Below are 20,917 nucleotides of genomic sequence, written 5' to 3' on the forward strand. Positions count from 1 at the left end.
TCCTGCGAAGGAGACCGCCATGGCACCCGGCCGCACCCGCGACGTCGTCTTCACCTACCGCTACCTGCGCGGCGCGATGATCGCCCTGCTCCTCATGCTGCTCCTCTCGGTCGGCTACCAGTGGTGGTGGGAGACCGACCACTCGTGCTGGCTCGGCTCGATCAGCGCGTACTACTACACGCCGGCGCGGACCGTCTTCGTCGGCTCGCTGTGCGCGCTCGGGGCCAGCCTCATCGCCTACAAGGGGCACTCGCCCGAGGAGGACGTGCTGCTCAACTTCTCGGGCTTCATGGCCTTCGTCGTCGCCATGGTCCCGACGGTGCCGGACGGGCGGTGCGGGCCGAACGCGTACACCCAGACCCCGGCCGAGATCGCCGCGGCCGTGCGCAACAACATCTGGTCCCTCGTCGTCGTCGCCGTCCTCGCGGCCCTCGTGGCCGCCTGGCTCAAGCGCGGCGCGATGACGCGCGATCCGTCCGACCGGCCCACGGTGCGCTCGGCGGTCGTCTCGGCCGTCTGCGGTCTGGTGCTGCTCGCGGAGCTCACCCTCTTCCTCGTGCTGCGCGACCGGTTCATCGCACTGAGCCACGGCATCGCCGCGGGCACCATGGTGGCCGGGGTGATCGCCGTCATGGTCTTCAGCGCGCTGCGCGCCGAGGAGCGCCACCAGGGCGCCGCCGGTGGCACCGGCGCGAGCGGAACGGTCTACAAGCGCATCTACATCGCGATCGCGGTCGCCCTGGCCGTCGCCCTGGGGGCGACGGTGCTGGCGGCCCTGACGGTGCGCGGCTTCGACCACCTGATCCTCATCGCCGAGGTCATCATCATCGTGCTCTTCGCCGCCTACTGGGGCGTGCAGACCAAGGAGCTGTGGGACCTGCGCGAGGCCGATGGCGCCGAGGCACGTTCGGCTCGGTCCGTGGCTGAATAGCCTTCAGGACAGCGGCGGCTCGTCACCGAGAGCACCGAGCCACCACGTGCCGGCGTCGCCGTGCTCGACCGCCTCCTCCGGCGTCAGGGTCGCGGTGACCCGGAGCCACGACTCGGCGCGCCCGAGCCGCCCGAGCCGCAGCGCGGACGGCAGGGCCGAGCGCAGTGCAGCGACCGGGACGACGTCGCCCCAGACCTCGAGCGCGGCGTCCGCCACCCGCCTCAGCCGACGGTCGTCCGGGGTGGCGCCGAAGCGGTGGAGCAGCACGTTGAGCGGGACGAAGAGCGCGGACAGCGGGTGCGCGAGCACGGCATCACCGAAGTCGAAGAAGCGCATCCCGTGCGCCGTCGCGAAGACGTTGCTGGCGTGGAGGTCGTTGTGCACGAGGCTCTCCCGCAGGCCGAGACCCCCCACGTCGTCGGCCCACGCCGTGACCGCCGGCAGCAGCGCACGCAACCGGTGCGCGACGTCGTCGGCCATGCGGCGCGGGTCGTCCGGGGCCAGGGCCGTCAGGGACGCGACCCTCGCCTCGACGTAGGCCGCCGACTCGGCCGGAGGCAGGGCCGTGATGCCCGCGCCGAGGAGGTCCGCCTCGTGACCGACGAGCTCGCGCTGGAGGTGCATCGCCTCGGCGGCGATCCGGCACCAGGCGTCGACGTCGTCGTCCGCGACCGTCAGGGCGAAGACCGGCCCCTGGTCGGGCACGAGGTGCAGGCCGCGCTCGACGTCGGCCGCGACGACCGGGACGACCCGGTGCGGCGACAGGCGGTCGAGCACGACGAGCAGGGCCGCTTCGAACGACTGGTGCGGGCAGTTCTGCTTGGCCCAGTAGGTGGCGCCGTCCGATGTGACACCGCGCCACACCGTCGACCAGGGGCGCTGGTGCACCGCGTCGAGCGACACGAGGTCGGTGCCGAGACCGCCCAGGACTCCACCGACCCACTCGCGCAGCTCGGCCTCGAACGCGCCGGACGTCCAGCGGACCGACGGGCCGTCACCGGACTCCGGGAGGGCGGCATACCAAGGCAGTTCAGTGCCCGAGGGCATCGCGCAGCTCCGTCAGCGTCGGGCCGAGAGGTGCGTGGAGGCGCAGCGTCGCCTCGGCGTCGCCGCGCGTCGCCGACCGCGTGACGATCGCGACGGGCACGTCGCGCTGGTGCGCGCGACGGACGAAGCGGTAGCCGCTCATGACCGACAGCGACGACCCGAGCACGAGGACGGCGCCGGCACTCTCAACGAGGGAGAAGCACTGCTCGACGACGGCCTTGGGCACCGACTCGCCGAAGAAGACGACGTCGGGCTTGACGGTGTCGTGGCCGCAGACGAGGCAGCGCGGGGCGTGGAAGGACTCGACGAGCGCGTCGGCGAGCACGATGTCACCGTCGGGCCGCACCTGCTCACCCCACTGCGAGCCCACCACGTGCGCCGCCTCCTCGAAGCGGTCCATGAAGCCGGGGTTGGCCTCGGTCATCCTCTCGTGCAGGCCGATTCGCGAGGTGTACTCGCCGCACGTGAGACAGACGGCGCGGTCGAGGGACCCGTGCAGCTCGATGACGTCCGTCGCGCCCGAGACCTGGTGCAGGCCGTCGACGTTCTGGGTGATGATCGGCCCGACGTAGCCCGCACGTTGCAGGTCGGTGACGACGCGGTGCCCCTCGTTGGGCGCGGCGGCGTTGAAGCGCTGCCAGCCGATGTAGCTGCGAGCCCAGTAGCGCCGACGGGCCTCGCTCGACCCCGCGAACTCCCCGTACGTCATCGGCTCGACCCGACGGGTCCCGTCGGGCCCGCGGTAGTCGGGGATGCCCGACTCGGTCGAGAGCCCCGCACCCGAGAGCACGACGACGCCGCCGCCACTGACGAGGTCGACGAGGTCGTCGAAGGTGCCGAGGTCGTGCGTCTGGAGCGGCAGGGTGCGCGAGGTGGAGAGGCGGGTCGTCGCCGGGGTGACCGCGGCGGCCGTCGACTGCGGTGGTATGCCGTTCGGCTGCTGCACCCGGCAAGCCTACGTGCCGCTCCGGGACCATGCTCGACCGACTGGATACAGCAGGATTCCATAATCATCGGTTATGATGAGGACATGATCGATGCTGCCGGCCTGCGGGTCATGAAGGCCATTGCCGACGAGGGAAGCTTCACGAGCGCTGCCAACGCGCTGGGCTTCACCCAACCGGCCATCTCGCAGATGGTCCGCCGACTCGAGCAGCGCACCGGGACCGTCCTCGTCGAGCGCTACGGGCGCCAGGTCCGCCTCACCGAGGCCGGTCAGGTGCTCGCCCGCCACGCCGTCGGTGTCCTCGCCGCCCTCGACGCGGCCGAGGAGGAGATCACCGCGATCGCCGGCCTGCGCGCCGGACGGGTCCGCCTCCAGGCCTTCCCCAGCTCGTCGGCCACGCTCGTGCCCCGGACGCTCGCCATCCTCAAGGCCCGCCACCCCGACATCACCGTCACCTTCACCGAGGCCGAGCCGCCCGAGTCGCTCGCGGCCCTGCGCAACGGCGACTGCGACGTCGCGGTCGCCTTCGCCTACGAGGGTGGCGACCTCGGTGAGCTCGAGGAGGACCTCTCGCTCCTCGTGACCCGCCGGCTCATGGACGACGAGGTGCGTCTCGTCGTCCCCGGCACGCACCCGCACGCGGGCGACGCGGCCGCCTCGCTCGCCGACTTCTCGGGCGAGGAGTGGATCGCCGGCTGCCCCCGCTGTCGGGGCCACCTCCTGTCGCTCGCCGACACCGCCGGCTTCCGGCCCAACGTGGCGTTCGAGACCGAGGACTACGTCGCCCAGCTCGGGCTCGTCACGGCCGGGCTGGGCGTGGCCCTCGTGCCGGACCTCATCCTCAACGCCGCCAAGCACGACGACGTCGCGACCCTGCCGCTCTCCCCTGCGTCGCGCCGCCAGATCCTCGCCGTGACGACTCCCGACCTGCAGCGCGTGCCTGCCGTCGCCGCTGCCCTCGACGCACTGTGCGAGGCGGCCGGCGCCGACCCGAAGGCCTCCACCGCCGAGCTCGTCGGCGCCAAGACCTGACGGCTGGGTCGCCGAGTGAGGGCGCGCCACGGGCGCTCGGCCCCCACGCGGCATACGGTGGGCCTCATGGGTGACCGCGAGCGCATCTCGTACCTGGCCGTGCCCGAGCGCGACGACGTCCCGGAGGGCGTGAGCCGCCTCTGGGACAAGGCACGGGAGACCGTCGGCTTCGTGCCCAACGTCTTCCGCGCTCAGGCGGTCAACGGCGAACAGTTCCTCGCGTGGTGGGGCTACTTCAACCTCCTCGTCAACAAGGAGGGGCACCTGAGCAACGCCGACCGCGAGCTGCTGGCCGTCGTCGTCAGCAGCGTCAACCGGTGCACGTACTGCGAGGTGAGCCACGGCGCAGCCCTCCGGGAACACACCGGAGACCCCGTGACCGCCGACCTCGTCGCCTCGAACTGGCGGCAGGCAGGGCTTGCCCGCCGTGAGTACGCGATGGCCTCCTACGCCGAGAAACTGACCCTCCATCCCGCCGAGGTCACCGAGGCCGACCTCGCCCCACTGCGAGCCGTGGGACTCGACGACCACCAGGTGGTCGAGCTCGTCCAGGTCGTCGGGATGTTCAACCTCACCAACCGGGTGTCGACGGCGCTGGGGTTCGTGCCGAACTCGGAGTACCACTCGAGCGGCAGAGCGACCTCATGAGCCGGGTGGCGCTCGCCGCTCCGGGTCCGGCGGCCCTGCAGGCCGGGCTCGAGGTGGCAGCCGAGGGCGGAAACGCCGTCGATGCGGCAATCGCCGCGTCCCTGGCGGCCATGAGCACCGAGCCCGGGGTCGTCAGCCTGATGGGTGGCGCCTTCGTCAACGTGTGGCTCGCCGGCGACGACCCCGTCGTCATCGACGGCAACGTCGAGATGCCCGGCCGGGGACTGGACCGGTCGGCCTTCGGCCACGGCGTTCGGCAGGTCCCCACCGACTACGGCGGCGGGGTGACGATCGGTGCGGGACACGCTGCGGTCGCGAACTCCGGTGCCGTGCAAGCACTCTCAGCCGCCAGGGACCGCTTCGGGAAGGTGCCGTGGCGGCGGCTCGTGGAGCCGTCGGCCCGCACCTGTCGCGACGGGTACCGGGTCGGCGCAGCCGCCGCCCTCTACCTCGGCATCGTCCGCGACACGCTCTTCGGCCACGACCCCGAGGCCCACGCCCTCGTGACAGGAGCCGACGGCGGACCGCTCGAGCCGGGCGAGACCTCCCTCAACGTCGACCTCGCCGACATCTTGGACCTACTTGCGGCACAAGGAGCCTCGCTCTTCACGACCGGCGCCGTCGGGCGCGTTCTCGTCGAGGACATGGCCGCGAACGGTGGGTTGATCACGATGGCCGACCTCACGGCATACGAGGCCGTGGTGCGTGCACCCACGATGCGGACCGTCGGCTCCTGGCACATCGCCCTCAACCCGCCGCCCTCCGTGGGCGGCCCGATGCTCGCGGCCATGCTCGGCCAGCTGGCGCGGCACGAGGACTGGACGTGGGCCGAGGTCATCGAGATCCAGCGCCGGGTCCTCGCCTACCGCCTCTCCGTCCACGACAGGTCCCTCGACCTCGACGCCGACGGCCACGCCCTCCTCGAGGCGGTGGAGCGACACGGGCTGGCGGGGCTTCCCACCTCGGCGTCCACCGCTCACGTCTCCGCCGTGGACGAGCTCGGGAACGCGTGTGCCATCACGATGTCGTGCGGATACGGCGCCGGCATGGTGATCCCCGGCACCGGCATCCTGCTCAACAACGCCCTGGGCGAGCCGGAGCTCAACCGGCTCGGGATCCACGCCGTGCCCCCCGGCACGCGGCTCGCCTCGAACATGGCCCCGACCACCGGCCGCAGCTCCTCGGGCACCGCGCTCGCCGTCGGCTCACCCGGGGCGGACCGGATCACGACGGCGCTCATGCAGGTGCTCGGACGCGGACTTCTTCGCGGCGACGACCTCCAGCACTCGATCGACGCCCCGCGCTTGCACGTGCGGTTCATGGACGATGGGTCCCCACGCGTCGAGCACGAGCCGTCGGACGACATCGCGGCCGCGGTCGAGGCGAGCGGACTCCCGTCGCACCGCTTCCCAGGGCCGCACATGTACTTCGGTGGGGTGGGCGCAGCGGTGCTGGGTCCGGACGGGCTGGTGGCCGCCGGGGACGCGAGACGGGACGGGTCGGTGGGGGTCTCCTCCTGACCGGTGCGGTCGCCATCGCCACCAAACTCGGTGCGGACGTGGGCGTGTCGTGCGATCCTCGTCGCACCCGGACGGTCGGAGGGCCGACGGAGACTCGGGGGCACGGCCATGCAGCGACGGCGACAAACCAGCTGGCTCCGCAGGCCGCTGGGTTGGGGTGCTGGGCGGCACGAGCACGGCGAAGGTGACCGTCACCCAGCTCGTGGACCATGTCGTCGTCACGCAGGCGACCTACCGCTCCTCGACCCGCGAGTGGCGCGTCGTCGGGACAGCGACCCGCCCGAGCTCCAGGTTCTGCCCTGCTCGTGGACCGACGGCTCCCGGGGGCAGGCGCGGGACGCGACGGCGCGATCCGGGTATCTCCATGACGGTGCGCCGCGCCGCCCCATCCGACGCGCGGCCGGCACCGAATCATCTTGAGTCGACCCCCAACGAGAGGCCACCCCGATGACCATGACCGACGACCGCCCCGACGCTCCCGCCCCCTCCGCGGCGTCCTCCCGTCCGAACGGCATCGCCGCCCGGCTGGCGGCCGTCGTCGAGCCCCTCTTCGGCGGCCAGCTGCCCGTGCGCCTCAAGGCGTGGGACGGCACCGTCGCCGGACCCGCCGACGCCCCGACCGTCGTCCTGCGCGACCCCGCGGCGCTGCGCCGCCTCGTGCGCCACCCCGGCGAGCTCGGTCTCGCCCAGGCGTACGTCACGGGCGAGCTCGACGTCGAGGGTGACCTGCTCGACGGCTTCCGTCGCGTGTGGTCGACGGCCCGTACGCTCGCGGGCGGCCGTCCCTCGGCCGGCACCGTGGCCTCCGTCGCGAAGAACGGCATCAGGACGGCCTTCGACCTCGGCGTCGTGGGGCTGCCGCCCGAGCCGCCCGTCTCGCAGGCCCGGCTCCGCGGGCGCCTGCACACCAAGACCCGCGACCGCAGCGCCATCGAGCACCACTACAACCTCTCCAACGAGTTCTACTCGCTCATCCTCGACCCGCACATGGCCTACTCCTGCGGCTACTGGACGAGCACCGAGCCCGGCTACACCGTCGAGGACTCGCAGCGCGACAAGCTCGACCTCGTGTGCCGCAAGCTCGGCATCGAGCCCGGCAGCCGGCACCTCGACATCGGCTGCGGCTGGGGCTCCCTCTCGCTGCACGCGGCCGAGAGGTTCGGCGCCCACGTCGTCGGCGTCACGATCTCGAGCGAGCAGAAGGCGTTCATCGACGAGCGGATCCGCGAGCGCGGCCTGCAGGATCGCGTCGAGATCCGGCTCCAGGACTACCGCGAGGTGCCGGACGGCCCCTTCGACACCATCTCCTCGATCGAGATGGGCGAGCACGTCGGGCAGAAGAACTACCCGACGTTCACGGGGCAGATCCACCGTCTGCTGCGGCCGGGCGGTCGCGCGCTGATCCAGCAGATGTCGCGCACGACGCGCCCTGGCGGCGGTCCCTTCATCGAGGCCTTCATCGCGCCCGACATGCACATGCGCCCGGTCGGCGAGACGGTCGACCTCATCGAGCAGGCCGGTCTCGAGGTCCGCGACGTGCACGCCCTGCGCGAGCACTACGTGTGGACCGTCAACGCCTGGTACGACACGTTCGAGGCCAACTGGGACCAGGTCGTGGCCATGGTCGGCGAGGAGGTCGGCCGCGTCTGGCGTCTCTACCTCGTCGGTGGCGCGCTCGCCTTCGAGGAGGGCCGCATGGGCGTCGACCAGATCCTCGCCGTGAAGCCGACCGCCGACGGCCGCAGCGGTATGCCGCCCGTCCGGACCTGGTGACCACGGTGACGTCAGCCTGGACGTCCGTCGCTCCCGTCGTGGCTCCGGCGGCCGAGGCCACCGGCTTCGACGGCGGCGCCTTCGGGCGCACGCTGCTGTTCACGGCGCTCGCTGTCGTGGTCGTTCTCGGCATCACGTTCGCCGTGGCGCTGCGCGTCGGCAAGCAGGCCGTCATCGACGTGACCTGGGGGCTAGGGTTCGCGGCCATCGCCCTCACGGCGTTCGTGACGAGCGGCGGCCACGGTGACGCGCTGCGGCGCTGGCTGGCGCTGGTGCTCACGGTCGTGTGGGGGCTTCGCCTGGCCGCGCACATCTTCAGAAGGTCACGGAGCAAGGGTGAGGACCCGCGCTACGAGGCGATGCTCAAGCGTGCCGACGGCAACCCGAACGCCTACGCACTGCTGCACATCTACCTCCCGCAGGGCGTCATCATGTGGTTCGTCTCGCTGCCGGTCCAGATCGCGATGTTCGTCCAGGGTGGCATCGGCTGGGTGCTGTGGCTGGGCGTCGTCGTCTGGGCCATCGGCTTCTTCTTCGAGTCGGTCGGCGACCTCCAGCTGACACGCTTCCGCAACGACCCCGCCAACAAGGGCACGGTGCTCGACACCGGCCTCTGGCGCTACACGCGGCACCCGAACTACTTCGGCGACGCGAGCGTCTGGACCGGGCTGTTCCTCGTCGCGGCGAGCGCCTGGCCCGGCGTGCTGACGATCCTGTCGCCGGCCGTCATGGTGTGGAACCTCTACGGCGGCACCGGCAAGAAGCTGCTCGAGAAGGACATCGGCGACCGCCGCCCCGACTACGCCGACTACGTGCGCCGGACGAGCGGCTTCTTCCCGTGGCCGCCGAAGCCTGCCGACCCGTCGGTGAAGCACGGCTGAGCAGGCACCATGACCATCGGCGCGAGGGGCGGGATGATGGACGGCATGCGCCCGCCCCTCGCCGACGTCCTCGACCTCGAGCCGCACCCGGAGGGCGGGTGGTTCCGGCAGACGTGGGTCTCCCCCGACACCGTGACGCTGCCGGACGGTCGCGTGCGAGCGACCGCCACCCTCGTCCACTTCCTCCTGCCCGCCGGCGAGTCCTCCGCCTGGCACCGGGTGGCCTCCGACGAGGTGTGGCTCGCTCACACCGGCTCGGTCGTGCTCGAGCTGGGCGGCACCGGAGCCCAGCCAGCCTCCGACGGTGGTGCCGACCTGGTCGTGCTCGGTATCGACCTCATGGCGGGGCAGGTGGCCCAGGTGGTCGTCCCTGCGCACGTCTGGGAGCGCACCGTGCCGGGTGATGACGACGCGCTCGTCAGCTGCCTCGTGTCGCCCGGCTTCGACTTCGCCGACTTCGAGCTCGCGCCGGGGGTCGCGCACGACTGACGGCCGCTCACCCGGAAACCGCGCGGACCTCGTCCCCGTCTGTGACGACTGCGACGTCACCCTCGAGGTCGGTGCGGTGCACGTGGAAACCCCTGTCCTGCAAGGCTTCCATCGTGGCGGGCGCAGGGTGGCCGTAGTCGTTGCCGGCGCCGACGCTGATGAGCGCGAGCCGTCCGTCGACGTGGTCGAGGATGCGGTCGTCGCGGTTGCTCGACCCGTGGTGGGCCACCTTGAGCACGTCGACGCGGCCCCAACGCTGCGGGTCGAGCTGTGACTCGTGGAGCACCTGCCCGGCGGCCTCGCGCTCGATGTCACCTGCCAGCAGCACGGTGAGGCCGTGGACGTGCATCGTCATCACGACCGAGCCGTTGTTGGGCACGGAGCCCGCGTCGATGCGGCGCGCGGGCCACCAGACGTCGGCACTCACCGCCCCGACGGCAAGGCGCTCTCCGGCCCGCAGCTCGCCCAGAGGTATGCGTCGGGCGGCGGCGAGCCGGGCGACGCGGGCTGCCTCGGCGGGCGGGTCGAGCACGGGCGAGGCCCGGATCTCGGCGACCGGCCTCTCGAGCACCGCGGCCAGTCCGCCGACGTGGTCGGCGTGGTAGTGGGTCAGCACGACGAGGTCGACGGCCGTCGCGCCGATGCGGTCGAGGCAGGCCCGCATCGGCTCCGGGTCGGGACCGGTGTCCACGACGACGACGTGTCCGCCGCCGTTGTCGACGACGATCCCGTCGCCCTGACCGACGTCGCAGGCGATGAGGGCCCATCCGGGTGGGGGCCAGGCGAGCGGCGCGGTCGGCGCCGCGAAGCCCGTCGCGAGCACGACGACGGCGACGGCCACCGTGGGGCGGTGTCTCGTGCGGAACCACGCCCACGGCGCCGCGGCGACGACGCCGACGGTGAGGACGGCGAGCAGGATCGCCGCGCCCGCCGAGTCGCCCCAGGCGACGCTGCCGAAGGGCAGGTCGGCGCACCACCGCGCCACGGCAGCGATGGCCTGGGCCGGTAGCGCCGCCACCCACGCCAGCCCCGCCGCACCCGCGACCCAGACGACCGAGACGAGAGCGACGACGACGCCGACGACGGTCGTCGGCGCGACGAAGGGCGCCGCGAGGAGGTTGGCGAGCACGGCGACGACCGAGACACTCCCCTGCAGAGGCACGACGACCGGCGCACAGACGGCTTGGGCCGCGACCGGGATCGCGAGGACGGGACCCAGTGGCTTGAGGAGTCTCGGGAGCCCGCGGGAGATGACGCGCCCCCACGGCCGGGCGAGGACCAGCAGCCCGAGGGTGGCGATGCTCGACAGGGCGAAACCGTAGGAGCGGGACAGCCACGGGTCCCACACGAGCAGCACGACGATCGCACCGGCGAGCGCCGGGATGCCCGCCCGGCGCCGTGACGTCGAGAGCGCGAGCAGCCCGACGACCCCCATGACGGCGGCGCGCACGACGCTGGGCTCGGGGCGGGCGAGGATCACGAAGCCGAGCAGGCCCAGTGCAGCCGCCGCCGGGCGCCAACGTCGCCGGACTCCGACCAGCCCGCAGAGCCACACCACCGCGGCGAGCACGAACGTGACGTTGCTGCCGGACACCGCGCTGAGGTGGCTGAGACCCGTCTCGAGCATCGCCGCAGTGAGGTCGGGCGGCGTCTGTGAGGTGTCGCCGACGACGAGCGCCGGGACGAGACCGCGCGCGTCGGGCCAGAGGTCGGCGGTGGCGGCTCGGAAGCGCCCACGCACCGCATCGGCCGCCGCGAAGACCCCACCGGCGGACCCGACGACCTCGACGGCGCCCTTGGGGGTCGCCACGGCGACGACGTCGTCGCCGGGCTCGGCCGGTCCGAGCCGCAGGACGGCCTCGACCTCGTCGTGCCACCGCAGTGTCGACCACTGCGTGCCTCGTCCGATGACGAGCACGGGAGCGGTCACCGTCGTGGTGCGACCCCGCCCCGCGACCTGGGTCACGTCGAGGCGCACGACGCTGACGACGGCGGCATCGGGACGGTCCGCCCCTGCTCCGGTCCCGCCACGGACCGCTCGTGGGTCGGCGGCCACCGTGGCCCTGACCGTGACCACGGCTCGCTCGGCGGCGAGTCCCTCGACCGGACCTGCGGTCCGCACGGCCCGGTGACCGACGGCGGCGCCGAACAGGAGGGCGAGCACGGCGCAGACGGCTGCGACGCCGCGCAGAGCAGGCGGCCCGAACGCCATGGCACTCGCGCGCACGCCCGCACCGCGAGGCGGCAGCCGCACGGACCGCGGTCGGCACGCGGTGACCCCGCGCCCAGCCGCGGTGGCAGCAAGGACACCTCCCGCGATGGCGGCCAGGGCCACCGCGGCGACGAGCCAGGTCGGGGCGAGGAGTCCCCAGAAAGCCAGGGCAGGCCACGCGACCACCACGGGCACCAGGAGCCGCAGGTCGAGGCGCCGCGCCGTGCGGGGCCGGACCCGCCGCACCGTCTCGCGCCCGGTCAGCACGACGAGGGACGGGCCCGGGGGCGCCTGCTCGCGTTCCCTCGGGGGGTCCGGCGCCCGCCGCGTCACAGCGTCACCTTGGGGCGCAGCTGGGCCATGAGCTTGTCGCCGATGCCGCTCACCTCGCCGAGCTCGTCGACCGAGGTGAAGCGGCCGTGCTCGGTGCGCCAGTCGATGATCCGCTGGGCGAGAACCGGCCCGACGCCGGGCAGCGTGTCGAGTGCTGCCGCGTCGGCCGCGTTGAGGCTCACCGCGCCGTTCGAGCCACCCGACGAACCCGACGTGCCTGCGCCACCGGCGCCACCGGCGCCGCTGCTTCCCGCGCCCCCCGCCCCTCCGGCTCCCGGACCTACGGCCGGCGGCTCCCCCGGCCTCGGCACCCGGATCTGCTCGCCGTCGACGACGAGCCGCGCGAGGTTGAGGGCCGCGACGTCCGCGCCGGTGCGGGTGCCGCCGGCTGCCGTGAGGGCATCGGCCACGCGGGCTCCGGGACGCAGCCGCACGAGGCCCGGACGCACGACCTGCCCGACGACGTGCACGACGAGCTCCGCGCCGGACGTCGGGCCACCGGACGGCGCACCTGACGGCGCACCCGACGCAGCGCCCGACACTGCTGCACCAGTCGACGGGTCCGTCGTCATCCGGGCCGCCGCCGTCGCCGTCCCACCCACGACCTGGACCGATCTCGACGGTCCGGGCGCGACGTCCGGAGCGGACGCCGAGCGTTCGGCCCACAGGACGCGCAACACGAAGACGCAACCGACGGCCACGACGAGGGCGAGCATCGAGACGACGGCCGCGCTGCTCACCCCGCGCCGCCCCGTGCGCAGCTCGTCCGGGACCGTGAGGACGCCCGGCCGCCGCGCCCGACGAAGGTCGGCGTCGAGCCGCTCCACCTCGTCGTCGTCGGTGGCCCGCTGGGTCAGCCTCCGCACCGCTGACGCCACCGGGTTCTCGCCGACGGCCGCGCCCGGAGCGCGAGGCACCCAGCCGCCGACTTCCTCGCCCTCCGCCGGAGCAGCACGGGCACGGTCATCCCCCGGCCCGACGCGACCAGTGTCCGCGCCGAGGATCCGGGCCACCCGCTCGAGGTCCGGCGGTCTCTGGGCGGGTCGGAACGGCATACCCCGACGCTAGGAAGCCGGCCGCCCACCCGCCCACCCTCGGGCACCCGCTGGGGACAACCCGACCCGCACTCGAAGGGGTGTGGACGGCCACGGCCCGAGACGGCCCGCGCGTCGATTCACGCCCCCGCGTCCGGCTGGTCCAGACTGCTCCAATGGCTCGGCACATCATGACCCTCACCTGCGACGACCGACCCGGCATCGTGGCGGCCGTCTCCGCGGCGCTGCTCGCCGTCTCGGCCAACATCGTCGAGAACCAGCAGTACTCCGACGAGGACACCGACCTCTTCTTCATGCGCACCGTCTTCGACGCCGAGGCGCACGAGGTCGAGCAGGTCCTGGCCGCGATCCGTGAGAGCCCGGCCATCGCGCACCACCACCTCGCGGCCCGGCCCGAGGACGAGCACTGCCGCACCGTCATCCTCGTCAGCAAGTTCGACCACTGCCTGCTCGACCTGCTCTACCGCTGGAAGTCCGGCGACCTCCCCATCGACATCGTCGGCGTCGTCAGCAACCACGAGGACTGCCGGGGGCTCGTCGAGTACTACGGCCTGCCCTTCACCGTCATCCCCGTCACGAAGGACACCAAGGCCGACGCCGAGGCCGAGCTGCTCCGTCTCGTCGAGACCGAGGACGTCGGGCTCGTCGTGCTCGCGCGCTACATGCAGATCCTCAGCGACGGGCTGTGCCGCGCGCTCGAGGGCCGGGCCATCAACATCCACCACTCGTTCCTGCCGGGCTTCAAGGGCGCCAAGCCCTACCACCAGGCGCACGACCGGGGCGTCAAGCTCATCGGTGCCTCGGCCCACTACGTCACGGCCGACCTCGACGAGGGCCCGATCATCGAGCAGGACGTCGTCCGCGTCACGCACGCCGAGTCCCCCGAGAGGCTCGTCGCCATCGGCCGCGACGTCGAGCGTCGGGTGCTCTCGCGCGCGGTCCGCGACCACGCGGAGTCCCGCGTCTTCCTCTCGGGCCGCCGCACCATCGTCTTCTGAGCCGCCACCACAGCCTGCGTATGCCGTGTGCCGCCACCGCCTGACCGAACCCCGTCGCGCTCGACGCTCGACCACGAGCAGGCGCGGTCCGGTCGGTAGCCTGCTCCCATGAGCGGGTCCGCGTTCGTCGTCGGTCAGCCGCACTTCGGTCGGTTCACCCGGACGCCGGAGGAGAACGAGGACGCCCTCGAGGCGGCCCGCACCGACCTCACGTCCGCCGTCGAGGCAGCGCCCGGCGACGGCGCGGGCGGCGCGGTGCTCGACGCCGCCGTCGACCTCGCCGAGGCGCTCACCATCGCCGGGCTGGAGCAGGAGGCCGTCGCGCTGGCTCGCCCGGCGGTCCACGTCGCCCGGGACACCGGCCGCGGCGAGACGCTGCGCTGGGCGCTCCTCGTGCTCGCGACGGCCGAGCACTACGCCGACGAGGCCTCCGCCGCCGAGGCGCACTTCCGTGAGGCGCTCGAGCTCGCTCGCACGTCAGGCGACCGGGTTCTCGAGCACTACACGCTGCACCACCTGGGTCGGTTCCTCGTCGACACGGGGCGCACCGACGAGGCGGTCACGTGCTTCGAGGCATGCCTCGTGATCCGCGAGGAGCAGGCCGAGCCCCGGGCCGAGACGACCCGCGCCGCCCTCGCCGCCCTGACGGCCCCGGACCCCATGTCGAGCGCGAGGATCGAGTCGAAGTAGTCGTTCGCCGGCAGGCGCGGCAGCAGACGTAGCGCGGCGTGAGCGCCGAGTAGGCCCCCGGTGTAGCTGCTGATCGTGCGCTGCCACACGACGTCACCGGTGGTGCGGTTGACGGCACAGGCTGCCCGCCCAGTCAGGGACGTGGACCGGGCTCCCGTCGACGGCGGGAGTGCCCGAGACGTCGCGGCCGGTCGTCAGCTACCACGTCTTCGTCAGTCCTCGACCGTCGCCAGGGAACTTCGACTCGCAGATTCGTGGGACGCAGCGGTCGACGTGGGACGAAGCCGCTCAGGGCAGGTGCCGCTGACGCCACCAGCCGATGACGTTGTTCTTGTGTCGAGCGAGGACGAGCAGCCCGATCGCCATGAGCCACAGGCCGGTCCACACATCGCCAGGCGCGTGACCTGTCCAGATGAGGACGGCGACGACGAGCATCGCAAGGGCCCCGAAGATGGATCCGGCCGCGACCCAACGGGTCAGGGCGACGGCGACGGCGAAGACCACGACGACGACGAGTGCCACCCACGGATGCACCCCGAGGATCGCCCCGAGCGTCGTCGCGACACCCTTGCCCCCGCGTCCCTTGAGGAAGGGTGACCAGATGTGTCCGAGCACCGCGGCGATGCCGACGGCGTATGCCGCGTGGGCGCCGAAGAGGTGGCCGGCGACGAACGTCGGGACGAGACCCTTGAGGACGTCGAGCACACCGACGACGACACCCCACTTGCGGCCGAGAACCCGGCCGGCGTTCGTCGCGCCCGGGTTGCCCGACCCGGACGAGGCGAGGTCGTGGCCGAGGAGGCGGGCGATCATCGTCGCCGGGTTGAGCGAGCCGACGAGGAAGGCGGCGACCACTCCTCCCGCCCAGGCGAGCACCGTGCCGACGTTCACGACCCGGAGACCTCGCTGGGTGACGGACGGTCCGGCAGCGGGTCGCCGGGACGTGGGCTGACGGCGATCGCTACGGTGCCGGGCCCCACGTGGGCGCCGACGACGGCGCCGAGCTCGACGACGAGCACGTCCGGCGAGCCCGGGACCATCGTGCGCAGCTCCGACGCGATCTGCTCGGCGCGGGCGCGGGCGTCGAGGTGGTGCACGGCGATGTCGACCGCGAGGCCGCCCTGCTCTACCTGCTCGACGACCATCGCCTCGATGCGGGCCACCGCACGCGCGGACGTGCGGACCTTCTCGACCGGCACGATGCGGCCGCCACGGACGGCGAGGATCGGCTTGATGGCGAGGGCCGACCCGAGCAGGGCCGACGCGGCACCGATGCGACCACCACGCCGTAGGTGCTCGAGCGTGTCGACGTAGAAGAGGACGCCCGAGGGCTGGAGCCGCGAGCGCACGGCGTCGAGGACGAGCGTCGCGTCGGCGCCGCCGGCGGCCGCCTCGGCCGCTGCCACGACGGCGAACCCCATGGCCATGCCGATGGTCTCGCTGTCGACGACCTCGACCGGGACCGGGGCCTCGGCCGCCGCGAGCCGGGCTGCCTCGACGGTGCCCGACATCTGCGACGACAGGTGGATCGACACGATCGCGGTCGCCCCCTCGTCGGCGAGCCGTTGGTACGTCTCGGCGAACGCCTGCGGGGTCGGGCGCGACGTCGTGACGATGGTGTACTCGCGCAGGGCCGCCGCGACCCGCTCGGCCGAGATGTCCCGGCCCTCGACGTGGTCGCGGCCCCCGACGACGACGTGGAGCGGGACGACCTCGATGCCGTGCTCCTCGAGGACCCCACCGGGCAGGTAGGCCGTCGAGTCGGTGACGATCCTCGTGGTCACGTCCCGCTCCCTCCGTCGTCGGTCAGCAGCTCGTCACATCGGGACGACGTTGACGAGCTTGGGTGCCCGCACGATGACGGTGCGGATGCCGCCCTCGGTCGCCGCCCTCACCTTGTCACGACCGAGCGCCAGCTCGCGCAGGTCGTCCTCGGAGATGTCGGGGCTCACCTCGACACGGTCGCGCACCTTGCCCTTGATCTGGATGACGCAGGTGACCTGCTCCTCGACGATCTTCGCGGGGTCGCTGACGGGGAACGCGGCATACGCCACCCCACCGTCGTGACCGAGGCGCTGCCACATCTCCTCCGCGATGTGCGGGGCCACGGGAGCGAGCATGAGCACCATCGTCTCGACCACCTCGCGCGGCGGGGCGTCGAGCTTCGTCACGGCGTTGTTGAGCTCGATGAGCTTGGCGATGGCCGTGTTGAAGCGCAGCCCCTCGAAGTCCTCGCGGACCCCGGCGATCGTCTGGTGCAGCTGCGTCGTCAGGGCCTGGTCGAGCGGCGCGTCGACGACCCGGACCTCGCCCGTCGACTCGTCGACGACGTTGCGCCACAGGCGTTGCAGGAATCGCTGGCTGCCGACGACGGCGCGGATCTCCCACGGCTTGCTCAGCTCGAGCGGGCCCATCGACATCTCGTAGACGCGGAAGGTGTCGGCGCCGTACGCGTCGTACATCTCGTCGGGGCTGACGGAGTTCTTCAGCGACTTGCCGATCTTGCCGTACTCGCGGAAGACCGGCTGCCCCTGCCACGTGAACGTCGGCTCGGCGCCGTGGCTGCCCGGGTGCTCCTCGACCTCGGACGCGGTGACGTACTGGCCGCGGCTGTCGGTGTAGGCGTACGCCTGGATGTAGCCCTGCGAGAAGTACTTCCGGAAGGGCTCCTCGCTGTGCACGTGGCCGAGGTCGAAGAGGACCTTGTGCCAGAAGCGGGCGTAGAGCAGGTGCAGCACGGCGTGCTCGACGCCGCCGACGTAGAGGTCCACGCCGCCGGGGTCGCGGGTGCCGGCCGGGGCGCCCTCCACCGGGGTGGCGTGGCGGCCCATCCAGTACGCCTCGTTGGCCGGGTCGACGAACGCGTCGTGGTTGGCCGGGTCGAGGTAGCGCAGGTAGTACCAGCACGAGCCGGCCCAGTTCGGCATGGTGTTCGTCTCGCGGCGGAACGTGCGCAGACCACGGCCGTCGCCGAGGTCCTGCTCGACCTCGACCCACTCGGGCACGCGCGACAGCGGCGGCTCGGGGCTGCTCTGCGAGTCGTCGGGGTCGAACGTCTTGGGGCTGTAGTCCGGCACGTCCGGGAGGGTCAGCGGCAGCTCGTCGTCGGGGACGGCATACGCCACCCCGTCCTCGTCGAACATGATGGGGAACGGCTCGCCCCAGTAGCGCTGGCGGCTGAAGAGCCAGTCGCGGATGCGGTAGCTGATCGTGCCCTCGCCGATGCCCTCGTCCTCGAGGAACGCGATGATGCGCGCCTTGGCCGCGGCGACGTGCAGGCCGTCGAGCGAGATGCGGTCGTTGGCGGAGTTGATCGCGACGCCGTCGCCGAGGAACGGCTCGTCGGCGGGGTGGCCCTCGGTGGGCTGGACGGTGCGGATGATCGGGATGTCGAACTTCTCGGCGAACTCCCAGTCGCGGGTGTCCTGCCCCGGCACGGCCATGATGGCGCCGGTGCCGTAGCCCATCAGCACATAGTCGGCGACGAAGACCGGGATGCGCTCTCCCGTCAGGGGATTCGTGGCCCACGACCCGGTGAAGACACCGGTCTTGTCCTTGCCCTCGGTCTGACGCTCGACGTCACCCTTGCGAGACGCGGCGAGCTGGTATGCCGTCACGGCCTCCTTCGGGGTCGCGGTCGCGTCGGCGTCCGCCCCCTTCCAGACGTCCTTGGTGCCCTCGGGCCACGCGCCGGCCGGGACGAGCGCGTCGACGAGCGGGTGCTCGGGCGCGATGACCATGAAGGTCGCGCCGAAGATCGTGTCGGGGCGCGTCGTGAAGACGTCGATGCCGTCCGTCTCGCCCGTGCCGGTGACGACGGGGAAGGTGACGCGGGCGCCCTTGGACCGGCCGATCCAGTTGCGCTGCATGAGCTTGACCTTCTCGGGCCAGTCGACCCCGTCGAGGTCGTCGGCCAGGCGGTCGGCGTACGCGGTGATGCGCATCTTCCACTGGCTGAGGTTGCGACGGAAGACGGGGTAGTTGCCGCGCTCGGAGCGCCCCTCGTTCGTGACCTCCTCGTTGGAGAGCACCGTGCCGAGGCCGGGGCACCAGTTGACCGGCGCCTCGTCGGTGTAGGCCAGCCGGTGGCCCTCGAGGACCTTGGCGCGCTCGGTCGCGGACAGGTCGGCCCAGCCGCGACCGCCGGCGTCGACGACGGTGCGACGGCCGGACTCGAGCTCCTCGACGAGCTCGCTGATGGGGCGCGCCCTGCCGCGGCCGCCGTCCTCGCGCACGGCGTCGGCGTCGTACCACGCGTCCCAGATCTGCAGGAAGATCCACTGCGTCCAGCGGTAGTAGTCGTCGTCGATCGTCGCGAAGATGCGGCGGTTGTCGAAGCCCAGCCCGAGGCGGCGCAGCTGTCGCTTCATGTTCGTCATGTTCTCCTCGGTGGTCTTCCGAGGGTGCTGCCCGGTCTGGACGGCGTACTGCTCAGCGGGCAGGCCGAACGCGTCATAGCCGAGGGCGTGCAGGACGTTCTTGCCGAGCATCCGGTGGAAGCGGCTGTAGACGTCGGTCGCGATGTAGCCGAGCGGGTGGCCGACGTGCAGGCCGACGCCCGAGGGGTAGGGGAACATGTCGAGGACGACGAGCTTCTCGCCGCGCGCCGCGACCTTCTCGGGCTCGGCCCAGGGACCGGCGGGGTTGGGGGCGTTGAAGGTGCCCTCCTCCTCCCAGCGGTCCTGCCAGGAGGTCTCGATCTGCTGCGCCATCGCCGCGGTGTACCGGAACGGGTTCTCGGATGTCTGCTCGCTCATGTCTTCTCTTTCGTCGCTGCTCGGTCTGGGCAAAAGAAAACCCCTCGCGCAGGAGGGGAAGCCGCGTTGATGTCGGGAGTCCCGACCTTCGTCAACGCGGCTGCGGAAGGAGCAGCAGGCCAGCCATGCGCCCAAGGTTAGCGCAGCCCCACTCCCCCATCCCGCGGGCGCTCACCCGAGTGCGCCCCACCACGTCGAGTGGCCCCGCGCCCCTACCCATCACACCCTGGGTGATCCCACGGCAACTCGAGTGAGCGCCCAGCCACAATCGAGTGAGCGCCCCGTCACCATCGCGGGCTCCCGCCGTTCCGCATCCCTCGCTGGATCGCCACGTCGATCGCGTGCTGTGAGAAGAAGCGCGGGCTGACCTCGCTGAGCCGGAGCTCGTCGGCAGGAACCCTCAAGCTCCAGGCCATCCTCTCCACGAGGGCTCGCCGTGCTTGATCATCACTGACGTCGGACTTCCAGATCTCCTGCACGGTCCAGCCATCCCGTTCGAACCCGCGGCGGCGATGCTTGTCGTGCTCACGTTGTTCGTCGGATGCGTGGAACTCCTCTCCTTGGTACTCACCGATGACCTTGACGGGCTTCTTGCCGGGTCGATGGATCTTCCAGACAAGGTCACCGAACCCCAGCAGACGACCGGAGCCGTCGGACGCGTGGACCGGCTCGTTCAACAGCGGCTCCGGCAGGCCGGCGCGCACAAACATGACCCGGACAACCGACTCCATCGGTGATGCCGAACCGAACCGGATGAGTCCCAGAGCCTCTTGGAGCGTGCGCTTGCCACGCGGACGTGTTCTCCGCCCGAGTGCAACGCGTAGGGGTTCGACAGCGCCGAGTCTCGTCGCGCAGGCATCCCCGAGGACGATGAGGTCATCGAGTCCGACAGGTCTCCCCCGCCCGACCAGCTCACCCATGTCGACCCAGGTGTCCGCAGGACAGACGACCTGCATGCCGTCGACCGTCACCATCTCGCGGGGGTGATGGAAGCGATGTCCGACGATCCCATCGATTCGCGTCTGCGCGTGAGCGATCGGCCTCATGGCGTGCAAGCGCACGTCTTCCGCTATGGCATACGACAAGGGAAGACCGAGCAGCCGCGCCGCAGTCACGTGTGAGAACGCGCTGGAAGCTGGCAGCACGGGAAAGGCCGCCCTGCACTGAGCGAGGAGCGCCTCGTCGATGACGGGTTCTGGCACCTGAAGTCTGCGCACCCGTTCACTGTCGGCACCGAGCACCGACAGCGGAAGTGCGAGGACACGTCTGTGGAAGCCGAGCTCTGAAGGCAAAGAGGTGTGGACGAGCGCTCACTCGACTGGGACTGCGCGCTCACTCGAGTGGGGTGGGGGGCGGGGTTCAGCGGTAGAGGGCTACGACGATGAGGGTCTGGGCCACGTGGTAGGTCACGATGACCGTGAGCGGCGCCCAGCGGCGCTCGTGGACGAAGCGGTCGTGCCCGAGCACGGTGTCGGAGACGACGAAGACCAGACACCCCAGGAGCAGCAGCCAGTCGCCCGTCCCCGCCGCGACGAGCACGAGCACGRAGAGGACGAGCTGGTAGACGAACACCGGCCCCTTCTGCGGCCCGGAGTGGCGCACGAT

18 protein-coding genes are annotated in these 20,917 nt (G+C 72.0%); 9 read left to right on the forward strand and 9 right to left on the reverse strand.

Going from position 1 to position 20,917, the window contains the following annotated elements:
• Nucleotides 1-19 precede the first annotated feature (19 nt).
• Entirely contained in the window at nt 20-931 is a 912-nt protein-coding gene (locus tag AC1DW8_RS21985) for a hypothetical protein (protein ID WP_478095873.1), read from the forward strand.
• Between the two features lie 3 nt (nt 932-934).
• Here AC1DW8_RS21985 and AC1DW8_RS21990 read toward each other — a convergent pair whose 3' ends face one another.
• Nucleotides 935-1,978 (reverse strand): phosphotransferase, encoded by a 1,044-nt coding sequence (locus tag AC1DW8_RS21990; RefSeq protein ID WP_478095874.1) that lies wholly within the window; start codon nt 1,976-1,978, stop codon nt 935-937.
• The gene (locus AC1DW8_RS21995) at nt 1,962-2,924 is read right to left on the reverse strand and encodes a Sir2 family NAD-dependent protein deacetylase (protein WP_082619784.1); all 963 of its coding nucleotides are present in this window, start codon (nt 2,922-2,924) and stop codon (nt 1,962-1,964) included. Before AC1DW8_RS21995 ends, AC1DW8_RS21990 begins: the two co-directional genes overlap by 17 nt.
• Nucleotides 2,925-3,008: 84 nt before the next feature.
• On the opposite strand from AC1DW8_RS21995, the gene AC1DW8_RS22000 reads away from it, so the two are divergent.
• The 6 genes from AC1DW8_RS22000 to AC1DW8_RS22025 all read left to right on the forward strand — a co-directional run bounded on the left by AC1DW8_RS22000 (nt 3,009) and on the right by AC1DW8_RS22025 (nt 9,267).
• A complete protein-coding gene (locus AC1DW8_RS22000) occupies nt 3,009-3,956 on the forward strand; it encodes a LysR family transcriptional regulator (protein ID WP_056776035.1) in 948 nt (315 codons plus the stop codon).
• Between the two features lie 66 nt (nt 3,957-4,022).
• Nucleotides 4,023-4,604 carry a peroxidase-related enzyme gene (locus AC1DW8_RS22005; protein ID WP_478095875.1) on the forward strand — a complete coding sequence of 194 codons (582 nt, stop codon included), beginning with the start codon at nt 4,023-4,025 and terminating at the stop codon, nt 4,602-4,604.
• Nucleotides 4,601-6,124 carry a gamma-glutamyltransferase gene (locus tag AC1DW8_RS22010; protein ID WP_478095876.1) on the forward strand — a complete coding sequence of 508 codons (1,524 nt, stop codon included), beginning with the start codon at nt 4,601-4,603 and terminating at the stop codon, nt 6,122-6,124. Before AC1DW8_RS22005 ends, AC1DW8_RS22010 begins: the two co-directional genes overlap by 4 nt.
• 447 nt (nt 6,125-6,571) lie before the next feature.
• The gene (locus AC1DW8_RS22015) at nt 6,572-7,897 is read left to right on the forward strand and encodes a class I SAM-dependent methyltransferase (protein ID WP_478095877.1); all 1,326 of its coding nucleotides are present in this window, start codon (nt 6,572-6,574) and stop codon (nt 7,895-7,897) included.
• 5 nt (nt 7,898-7,902) lie between these two features.
• Nucleotides 7,903-8,778, forward strand: coding sequence for a DUF1295 domain-containing protein (locus AC1DW8_RS22020; RefSeq protein WP_478095878.1), 876 nt, complete (start codon nt 7,903-7,905; stop codon nt 8,776-8,778).
• Nucleotides 8,779-8,787: 9 nt separating this feature from the next.
• Nucleotides 8,788-9,267, forward strand: a complete 480-nt coding sequence (locus AC1DW8_RS22025; protein WP_478095879.1) for a cupin domain-containing protein — start codon at nt 8,788-8,790, stop codon at nt 9,265-9,267.
• 7 nt (nt 9,268-9,274) lie between these two features.
• On the opposite strand, the gene AC1DW8_RS22030 is transcribed toward AC1DW8_RS22025, so the two are convergent.
• Both AC1DW8_RS22030 and AC1DW8_RS22035 read right to left on the reverse strand, forming a co-directional pair.
• Complete coding sequence (locus AC1DW8_RS22030) at nt 9,275-11,812, reverse strand: ComEC/Rec2 family competence protein (protein WP_478095880.1); 2,538 nt, start codon at nt 11,810-11,812, stop codon at nt 9,275-9,277.
• Nucleotides 11,809-12,867: a ComEA family DNA-binding protein gene (locus AC1DW8_RS22035; protein WP_478095881.1), complete on the reverse strand. Its 1,059-nt coding sequence runs from the start codon at nt 12,865-12,867 to the stop codon at nt 11,809-11,811. The genes AC1DW8_RS22030 and AC1DW8_RS22035 overlap by 4 nt, the downstream gene beginning before the upstream one ends.
• Before the next feature lie 155 nt (nt 12,868-13,022).
• Here AC1DW8_RS22035 and purU point away from each other — a divergent pair, with 155 nt between their 5' ends.
• Together purU and AC1DW8_RS22045 are read left to right on the forward strand one after the other, a co-directional pair.
• Nucleotides 13,023-13,865, forward strand: a complete 843-nt coding sequence (gene purU / locus AC1DW8_RS22040) for a formyltetrahydrofolate deformylase (RefSeq protein ID WP_056776030.1) — start codon at nt 13,023-13,025, stop codon at nt 13,863-13,865.
• 108 nt (nt 13,866-13,973) lie between these two features.
• Nucleotides 13,974-14,555, forward strand: coding sequence for a tetratricopeptide repeat protein (locus AC1DW8_RS22045; RefSeq protein WP_056827201.1), 582 nt, complete (start codon nt 13,974-13,976; stop codon nt 14,553-14,555).
• 288 nt (nt 14,556-14,843) lie between these two features.
• On the opposite strand, the gene plsY is transcribed toward AC1DW8_RS22045, so the two are convergent.
• The 5 genes from plsY to AC1DW8_RS22070 all read right to left on the reverse strand — a co-directional run.
• Nucleotides 14,844-15,446, reverse strand: a complete 603-nt coding sequence (gene plsY, locus AC1DW8_RS22050) for a glycerol-3-phosphate 1-O-acyltransferase PlsY (RefSeq protein WP_056776026.1) — start codon at nt 15,444-15,446, stop codon at nt 14,844-14,846.
• Nucleotides 15,443-16,339, reverse strand: a complete 897-nt coding sequence (locus AC1DW8_RS22055; protein WP_478095882.1) for a DegV family protein — start codon at nt 16,337-16,339, stop codon at nt 15,443-15,445. Before AC1DW8_RS22055 ends, plsY begins: the two co-directional genes overlap by 4 nt.
• 33 nt (nt 16,340-16,372) lie before the next feature.
• Nucleotides 16,373-19,312: a leucine--tRNA ligase gene (gene leuS / locus AC1DW8_RS22060; RefSeq protein WP_478095883.1), complete on the reverse strand. Its 2,940-nt coding sequence runs from the start codon at nt 19,310-19,312 to the stop codon at nt 16,373-16,375.
• 284 nt (nt 19,313-19,596) lie between these two features.
• On the reverse strand, nt 19,597-20,529 hold the full coding sequence (locus tag AC1DW8_RS22065) for a hypothetical protein (protein WP_478095884.1): 933 nt from the start codon (nt 20,527-20,529) through the stop codon (nt 19,597-19,599).
• A 142-nt stretch (nt 20,530-20,671) separates the two neighbouring features.
• Nucleotides 20,672-20,917: lysoplasmalogenase family protein (locus AC1DW8_RS22070; protein WP_478095885.1), on the reverse strand; the 246-nt coding region annotated here is incomplete at its 5' end.

It is taken from the genome of Terrabacter sp. P2_E3 (assembly GCF_056403915.1).

Excerpts from the sequence above, each read along its gene's own strand:
- AC1DW8_RS22010 (WP_478095876.1), top strand. The coding sequence starts at position 4,601 with ATGAGCCGGGTGGCGCTCGCCGCTCCGGGTCCGGCGGCCCTGCAGGCC.
- AC1DW8_RS22045 (WP_056827201.1), top strand. The coding sequence starts at position 13,974 with ATGAGCGGGTCCGCGTTCGTCGTCGGTCAGCCGCACTTCGGTCGGTTC.
- AC1DW8_RS22015 (WP_478095877.1), top strand. The coding sequence starts at position 6,572 with ATGACCATGACCGACGACCGCCCCGACGCTCCCGCCCCCTCCGCGGCG.
- leuS (WP_478095883.1), bottom strand. The coding sequence starts at position 19,312 with ATGAGCGAGCAGACATCCGAGAACCCGTTCCGGTACACCGCGGCGATG.
- AC1DW8_RS21985 (WP_478095873.1), top strand. The coding sequence starts at position 20 with ATGGCACCCGGCCGCACCCGCGACGTCGTCTTCACCTACCGCTACCTG.
- purU (WP_056776030.1), top strand. The coding sequence starts at position 13,023 with ATGGCTCGGCACATCATGACCCTCACCTGCGACGACCGACCCGGCATC.
- AC1DW8_RS22005 (WP_478095875.1), top strand. The coding sequence starts at position 4,023 with ATGGGTGACCGCGAGCGCATCTCGTACCTGGCCGTGCCCGAGCGCGAC.
- AC1DW8_RS22035 (WP_478095881.1), bottom strand. The coding sequence starts at position 12,867 with ATGCCGTTCCGACCCGCCCAGAGACCGCCGGACCTCGAGCGGGTGGCC.
- AC1DW8_RS21990 (WP_478095874.1), bottom strand. The coding sequence starts at position 1,978 with ATGCCCTCGGGCACTGAACTGCCTTGGTATGCCGCCCTCCCGGAGTCC.
- AC1DW8_RS22025 (WP_478095879.1), top strand. The coding sequence starts at position 8,788 with ATGACCATCGGCGCGAGGGGCGGGATGATGGACGGCATGCGCCCGCCC.
- AC1DW8_RS22000 (WP_056776035.1), top strand. The coding sequence starts at position 3,009 with ATGATCGATGCTGCCGGCCTGCGGGTCATGAAGGCCATTGCCGACGAG.